This window comes from Dialister sp. UBA1703 (assembly GCA_002320515.1).
GTDB lineage: Bacteria > Bacillota > Negativicutes > Veillonellales > Dialisteraceae > Dialister.
In genome coordinates, this window is sequence record DCJJ01000081.1 from 1 (window position 1) to 6,606 (window position 6,606).

Here is a 6,606-nt window from a genome sequence, read left to right on the forward strand (position 1 = left end):
AATAAGAGGCTTTCCTATTGTCGGCTGACCGGATACGGTCGAAATGACCGTGAGGTGGAGTGGCAGCTGTACCATTTCTACATTTTTTCACAACCTCTGCCAGGCATGGCTGAGGATAGGCCTTTCTCCAGCAAAGGCGGCCCTTCACGAATGTATCATACTGAACCCCCATGAAAAAAGAGCTTTGCAAAAATGATTGCACATTTTTGCAAAGCTCCCTTTTATCTTATATCTTACAGTCCTTTCTGTTCAATGCCGCTGACCAGGTATCCCAGGTGGGCGGTGCTGTTCAGGGTGACCAGGCGCCAGGTGCCTTTGTCGCATTCCAGCACATTAATGCAGGCGTTGTCCTGCTTGATCTGCCAGAAGTGGCTCATGTCAAGACCCAGAAGGTCGCAGATGATGGCTTTGTTTACGGCGTCGTGGGCGGCCACCAGCACCGTTTCACCGTCATATCTCTCCGCGTATTCGTCGAAGGCTTCCCGTGCCCTTTCCCGCAGGTCTTCCAGATTTTCTCCTTCCGGCATCTGTACTTTTTCGGGGCGGGTATGCCAGAGGTGGAATTCTTCGGGGTAACGGGCTTCGATTTCATCGGCGTGGATGCCTTCCCAGAGGCCGTGGGAGATTTCGGTGAGCCGCGGATCCTTTGCCACGGTGAGGTGGTGGTAGTCCGCCGCCATGCGGCAGGTTTCGTAGGAACGGGAGAGGGGAGAGGAGATGGCCCGGTCAATGGGCACGTCCTTCAGAGCCAGCGCCGCTTTTCGGCCCTGCTCTCTGCCCCTTTCGGACAGGGGGGTGTCTTCCTGTCCCTGGTAGCGGCCTTCTATGTTCCAGGTGGTTTCTCCATGGCGGAGAAGAATAATCCGTATCATAGGCACTCCTTAGTGTTCGCAGTGAACGACTTTGACATCGTGGATGCCGTCAATGTTCATGAGGGCGGGGATGAGGGCGGAGGGGATGTCCTTGTCCACGGCCACCACCATGACATTGGTGCCTTCTTCCTGTCCAGCGCCTACCTGCATGCCGTTGATATTGATATGTTCGCGGCCCAGGACGGAGGCTACCTGGCCGATCATGCCGGGCTTGTCTTCATGAGGCGCAATGATGATGCAGCCTTTCGGTTCGATGTCCACCCGGAAGTGGTCGATGGATACGATTTTTGCTTCCTTCCGGTCAAAGAGGGATCCGGTGATGCGATGGCTGCCTTTGTCGGTGTCCACGGTGAGGGAGATGGTATTGGTGAAATAGTGGCCCTTCTTCGCTTTTACTTCCCTTACGTCCATATGCCGTTCTTCAGCAATGCCCCGGGCATTGACGAAGTTGACGGTCTGCTGGAGAACCGGGGCAAGGAGGCCCTTCAGTACGGCGGTGGTAAGGGGTGCCGTTTCCGTATCAGCCAGTTCGCCGGTGTATTCTACGTTGACCGTATTGATACGGCCGCCGGCCAGGTCGATGGCAATGTTGCCCATCCGTTCGCAGAGGTCGAAGTAGGGCTGGATGACATGGAGGGTGGCTTTGGTAATGGGGGAAGCATTGACGGCGGTGGCTACCGGTTCACCGTGGAGGGCCTGCATGACGCCTACGGCTACGTCGGTGGCAACGCCGGCCTGGGCTTCCTTCGTGGAGGCGCCCAGATGGGGCGTGAGGGCCACATTGGTCATGCCCAGGAAGGGGTTTTCTTCCGGTTTCAGCGGTTCATTGGGCCATACGTCGATGCCGGCTCCGGCTACTTTGCCGCTCTTCAGGGCTTCCGCCAAGGCCTGGATGTCCACTACGGCGCCGCGGGATGCATTGACGATACGGACGCCGTCCTTCATCTTTTCGATTTCCTTTTTGCCGATCATGCCGCGGGTTTCATCGGTGAGGGGCGTATGGAGGGTGATGTAGTCCGATTCCTTCAGGAGGGTATCCAGATCCACCAGTTCCACGCCCAGCTGCTTGCCCCTTTCCAGCGGAATGTAGGGGTCATAGCCGATGGTCTTCATGTTGAAAGCCTGGAGACGTTTGGCCACATTGGAACCGACACGGCCTACACCGATGATGCCTACGGTCTTGTTCAGAAGCTGGATGCCGGTGAAGCTCTTCCGGTCCCAGCGGCCTTCCATAATGGACTGGTGGGCCTGGGGAATATGGCGGGTCATGGACAGCATGAGGGCGATGGTGTGCTCGCAGGCGGCAATGGTATTGGATTCCGGCGTGTTCACCACGGTGATGCCCTTCTGGGTAGCTTCCCTGATGTCAATGCCGTCGATGCCGACACCGGCGCGGCCGATGACCTTGAGGTTCTTTGCGGCATCGATGACCTTCTTAGTCACCTTTGTCTGGCTTCTGGTAATAATGGCGTCATAGTTGCCGATGACTTTGCAGAGTTCCTCTTCCTTCATATTGGGCTGAATATCTACGATAAATTCCTTTTCAAGGATTTCCTTTGCTTCTTTGGCTACGTCGGCGGTAATGAAAATTCTGAACATAATGATTTCCTCCTGTGAAATAATTGTAGAAATATTATCCGTTGGTTCTTTCGTATTCCTTCATAAACTGGGCCAGTGCTTCTGCTGCTTCCGGCGTTACTGCGTTATACAGGGATACCCGGAGGCCTCCCACCAGACGGTGGCCTTTGACGCCGATGAAATCATTGGCTTTCGCCTTTTCCACGAAATCCTTCTCCATGGCTTCATTGGCCAGGTTGAAGGTAATGTTCATGCGGCTCCTGGCTTCCTTTTCCGCGTGGCCCTTGTAGAAACCGTGACTGCCGTCGATTACGTCATAAATGAGGGCTGCTTTTACCTTGTTTCTTTCCTCAATGGCCTTAAGGCCGCCCATGTTCTTGATCCAGTGGAGCATACGGTTCAATGTGTAAATGCAGAAAACCGGCGGCGTATTATAGGTGGAATCCTTCTTCACGAAGGTGTCGTACTGCAGGAATTCCGGAATGTCTCGGCGGGCTGTTTCCAGAAGACTCTTTTTGATAATGGCCAGGGCCACACCGGCGGCGCCCAAATTCTTCTGGATACCTGCCCAGATCATGTCGAACCTGTTGAAATCAATGTCCCGGGAAAGGATATCAGAGGACATGTCGCAGATGAGAGGCACCTTCACCTCCGGGAACTTCCAGTACTCTGTGCCGTAAATGGTATTGTTGGCGCAGATGTAGAGGTAGTCCGTATCCGGTTTGATGTCATAGGTATCGGGAATGTAGGAGTAATTTTTGTCTTTGGCGGAATTGGCGTCGTAAGTCTCTCCGAAGAAGGCCGCCGTATTTCTGGCCTTATGGGCCCACACGCCGGTGTCCGCATAGGCAGCCCGGGTGTGAAGGAAATTGTATCCTGTCATAAGGAACTGCATGGTGCCACCGCCCTGGACAAATACGATTTCATAATCAGGGGTCAGGTGCATGAGCTGGCGGAGCAGATTCTTTGTCTCATCCAGCATATTCTGGAACTCTTTGGATCGATGGCTGATTTCCGTAATACCCATGCCTGTATTTTTGAAATCGGTGAGGTCGTCCTTCATGGCCTCCAGTACCTCCAAAGGCATAGGGGAAGGACCGGCATTGAAATTAAATACTCTTTTCATCATAAACCTCCAAATAACACAAAAAGAGAAGACGTCCCATGGGACGAGCTTCTCTTTTCTCGCGGTGCCACCCAATTTAGCCAAGGCAAAAGGAAGAGCAGGTATAAAAAAACGCTCTCCATCCTCTAAGGGACGAGAGCACCCGCGATACCACCCAAATTGCCAAAAGGCCATCTTTGACAGGCTGTAACGGGCCTACCCGAAAGATTCTTCATCCATGTCTCCGAAGTGGAAAGATAATCATTCTTTGACAGCTCGCACCGGCCGCTGCCTCTCTGAAAAAGTCTCATTATCCCTTCTTCATCATCGCCTGTTTCGTATGACTGGATTATAGCGCCGGGACTTTCACTTTGTCAAGAAGGAAATTTTTGGGGGATAGTGGGCTGGTGAGCTAGTGAGCTAGTGAGCTAGTGAGCTAGTGTACTAGTAAGCTGGTGAGCCAGGACACATTGATTCATTCTAAGATCCTTTTCAGTTTCCTTTTACACAACCTTCGCCTGCGGAGCGGGCGTGGGCCTTCCTCTCCGAACCCTCACGTCCGTGCCCCTTTAACCTTACCCCAAATAGTGCTATAATACATCTATGCATGCAACCATGCAAAATAATGATACTATGCAGAATCCATATAGGAGAAAGGGAGAAATTCCCGGAAGCAGAAAAGGAGTGTGGAATTCTTATGTCAATCAAAACTAGAAAAATCGGTATTATCGGTGCAGGCAATGTAGGCTCCCATCTGGCTCTCCAGTTTGCAGTACAGGGACTGGCAGACGAGGTGGTTTTCTATGATACCAACATGGACAAGGCTGTCGGTGAATCCCTGGATCTTCTGGATGCAGTGAGCTACCAGCCCCATCATTTTGAAGCCTATGCAGGCACCATGGATGATATGAAGGACGCAGACATCCTGATTAACGCCTCCGGCAGACCCCGGCAGAAGGGACAGAACCGTCTGGATATGATGGACGGCGCCATTGCCACCAGCAAGGAATTCCTGCCGCTTATTGAAAAGTCCGGTTTCGACGGCATTATCATTTCCATTTCCAACCCCTGCGACATTATCGCCGAATACCTGCAGTACAAGCTGGATTGGCCGAAGAAGAAAATCATCGGCTCCGGCACCGCCCTCGACTCCGCCCGTCTGCAGATGCAGCTTTCCACCCAGCTCAAGGTGAACCGCCGCTCCCTTACCGCCTACCTTCTCGGCGAACACGGCGATTCCAGCATGATTCCCTGGAGCCATGTGAAGGTCGCAGGCAAACCTATCGACGAACTCTTGAAAGAAAAGCCGGAACTTTACCACATGGATTCCAAGGAAGAAATTCTGAGAAAAGTCCATGAAGAAGGAAATATTGAAAATGCCAAGAAAGGCTGCACCGAATTCGGCGTTTCCTCCGCTACCGCCGAACTGGTACGGGCCATTTACCACGATGAACACAAGATTCTGCCCTGCTCCGTCTACCTGGACGGCGAATACGGCATTTTGGACAGCTTCGCTTCCGTGCCTGTAAAGGTAGGCAAGGACGGTGTAGAAGACATTATCGAACTCCACCTCACGGAAGAAGAAAACAAAGAACTGCAGCACTCCATCAGGATTCTGAAAGAACACTTCGAAAGAGCGCTCACACTCTGATGTCTCTTAGAAGAAAAGGGTACCTCCACAGGTGCCCTTTTTCTTTTGGGAGTGCAGCGCCCCTATGAAAATGGGGGAATGTTTTTTTGAATGATGGGTTCAGCCCATGGAGCGGGGATTCAGGGGGGGATATGCAGCCTTTGGCGGCGGGAAAATTTCCAGCCGGATTTTGCCCGTTGGACATACACGTTTGTCCCCGTTTCGTCCCTTGACTTTCCCACATTCCTTATGATATATTCTCTCCAATACTATCTATCTTTTGGATAGAAATTGAGGAAGCACTGAGTCATTCACGGAGCCTGCTTGTATGAAGATTTTTATGCCATGCAGGAATAAAGGCAGGCAATGATTTCATCTGTGCTTCCCTGAAGGAGGTTTTCATATGGCTAAGAAAAGAATAGTAGGTGTGGCAGGACTTGGACATGTAGGTGCCCATGCGGCATTCTGCCTGGGAATGATGGGGATTGCTGATGAAATCCTTCTTTGCGATGTGAAGGAGCAGAAGGCCATCAGTGAGTGCCAGGACCTGAATGATGCGGTGATGTATATGCCCAATCATACGGTGTATAAGGTCACTGACTATGCAGGATTGAAGGACTGCGACGTGATTGTGAATGCAGTGGGAGATGTGAGCCTCTGTGCTACGGGAAACCGGGACGATGAGCTGGCAAACAGTGTGCGCCAGGTGGCGGATTATGTGCCGAAGGTGATGGCCGCGGGGTTTGACGGGATTTTCGTCACCATTACCAATCCCTGCGATGTGATTGCTCATCTCATTGCCAAACTGTCCGGCCTTCCCAGAGGCCGGGTGGTAGGGACAGGAACGCTTCTTGATTCCTCCCGCCTCATCCATGCGATTTCCGACCAGACAGGCCTGGATGCCCGGGGATTTTTTGCCTTTATGATGGGGGAACATGGCAGTGCCCAGATGGTTCCCTGGTCCCAGGTGAATTTCTACGGCCAGACCCTGGGGCAGATGGAGAAGGATCCCCGCTTTGTGTTTGATAAGGACAGTGTGCAGGAAAAGGCCATCAAAGGCGGCTGGGTGACCTACAAGGGTAAGCAGTGCACGGAGTACGGCATTGCATCGGCGGCAGCTACGCTGGTCAGGACTATTTTCCATGATGAGAAGCGGATTCTTCCCTGTTCCGTGGAGCTTTCCGGTGAGTACGGGGAGCATGATGTATTCTGCGGCGTGCCGGCGGTTATCGGCATTCACGGGGTGGAGGAAGTGCTGGAGTATCGGCTTACGGACAGCGAAATGAAGCGGTTCAAGGAATGCGTAGATACCATCCACAGGAATATTGAAAGGGGAAATCAGTTCCTTCCCCGGTGAACCAGGGCCTTGGGAAGCACTGATTCATTCATGGGGCCTGCTTTTATAAGAATTTTTATGCACT

The 6,606-nt window shown here is 52.4% G+C and carries 5 protein-coding genes; 2 read left to right on the forward strand and 3 right to left on the reverse strand.

Features of this window, described 5'->3' with window-relative positions:
- Positions 1-233: 233 nt before the first annotated feature.
- Genes B2Y11_RS03735 through serC form a run of 3 tightly spaced genes read right to left on the reverse strand, consistent with a single transcriptional unit; the run spans position 234 to position 3,576 of the window.
- Complete coding sequence (locus tag B2Y11_RS03735) at positions 234-872, reverse strand: histidine phosphatase family protein (RefSeq protein ID WP_291056375.1); 639 nt, start codon at positions 870-872, stop codon at positions 234-236.
- A gap of 9 nt (positions 873-881) precedes the next feature.
- Positions 882-2,471, reverse strand: a complete 1,590-nt coding sequence (gene serA, locus B2Y11_RS03740; RefSeq protein WP_291056378.1) for a phosphoglycerate dehydrogenase — start codon at positions 2,469-2,471, stop codon at positions 882-884.
- 34 nt (positions 2,472-2,505) lie between these two features.
- On the reverse strand, positions 2,506-3,576 hold the full coding sequence (gene serC, locus B2Y11_RS03745) for a 3-phosphoserine/phosphohydroxythreonine transaminase (RefSeq protein WP_291056380.1): 1,071 nt from the start codon (positions 3,574-3,576) through the stop codon (positions 2,506-2,508).
- A gap of 676 nt (positions 3,577-4,252) precedes the next feature.
- On the opposite strand from serC, the gene B2Y11_RS03750 reads away from it, so the two are divergent.
- Both B2Y11_RS03750 and B2Y11_RS03755 read left to right on the forward strand, forming a co-directional pair.
- Entirely contained in the window at positions 4,253-5,206 is a 954-nt protein-coding gene (locus B2Y11_RS03750) for an L-lactate dehydrogenase (RefSeq protein WP_291056382.1), read from the forward strand.
- A 382-nt stretch (positions 5,207-5,588) separates the two neighbouring features.
- Entirely contained in the window at positions 5,589-6,542 is a 954-nt protein-coding gene (locus tag B2Y11_RS03755; protein ID WP_291056384.1) for an L-lactate dehydrogenase, read from the forward strand.
- Positions 6,543-6,606: the final 64 nt, after the last annotated feature.

Coding starts and splice junctions, on each gene's coding strand:
- B2Y11_RS03735 (WP_291056375.1), bottom strand. CDS start 872: ATGATACGGATTATTCTTCTCCGCCATGGAGAAACCACCTGGAACATA.
- serA (WP_291056378.1), bottom strand. CDS start 2,471: ATGTTCAGAATTTTCATTACCGCCGACGTAGCCAAAGAAGCAAAGGAA.
- serC (WP_291056380.1), bottom strand. CDS start 3,576: ATGAAAAGAGTATTTAATTTCAATGCCGGTCCTTCCCCTATGCCTTTG.
- B2Y11_RS03750 (WP_291056382.1), top strand. CDS start 4,253: ATGTCAATCAAAACTAGAAAAATCGGTATTATCGGTGCAGGCAATGTA.
- B2Y11_RS03755 (WP_291056384.1), top strand. CDS start 5,589: ATGGCTAAGAAAAGAATAGTAGGTGTGGCAGGACTTGGACATGTAGGT.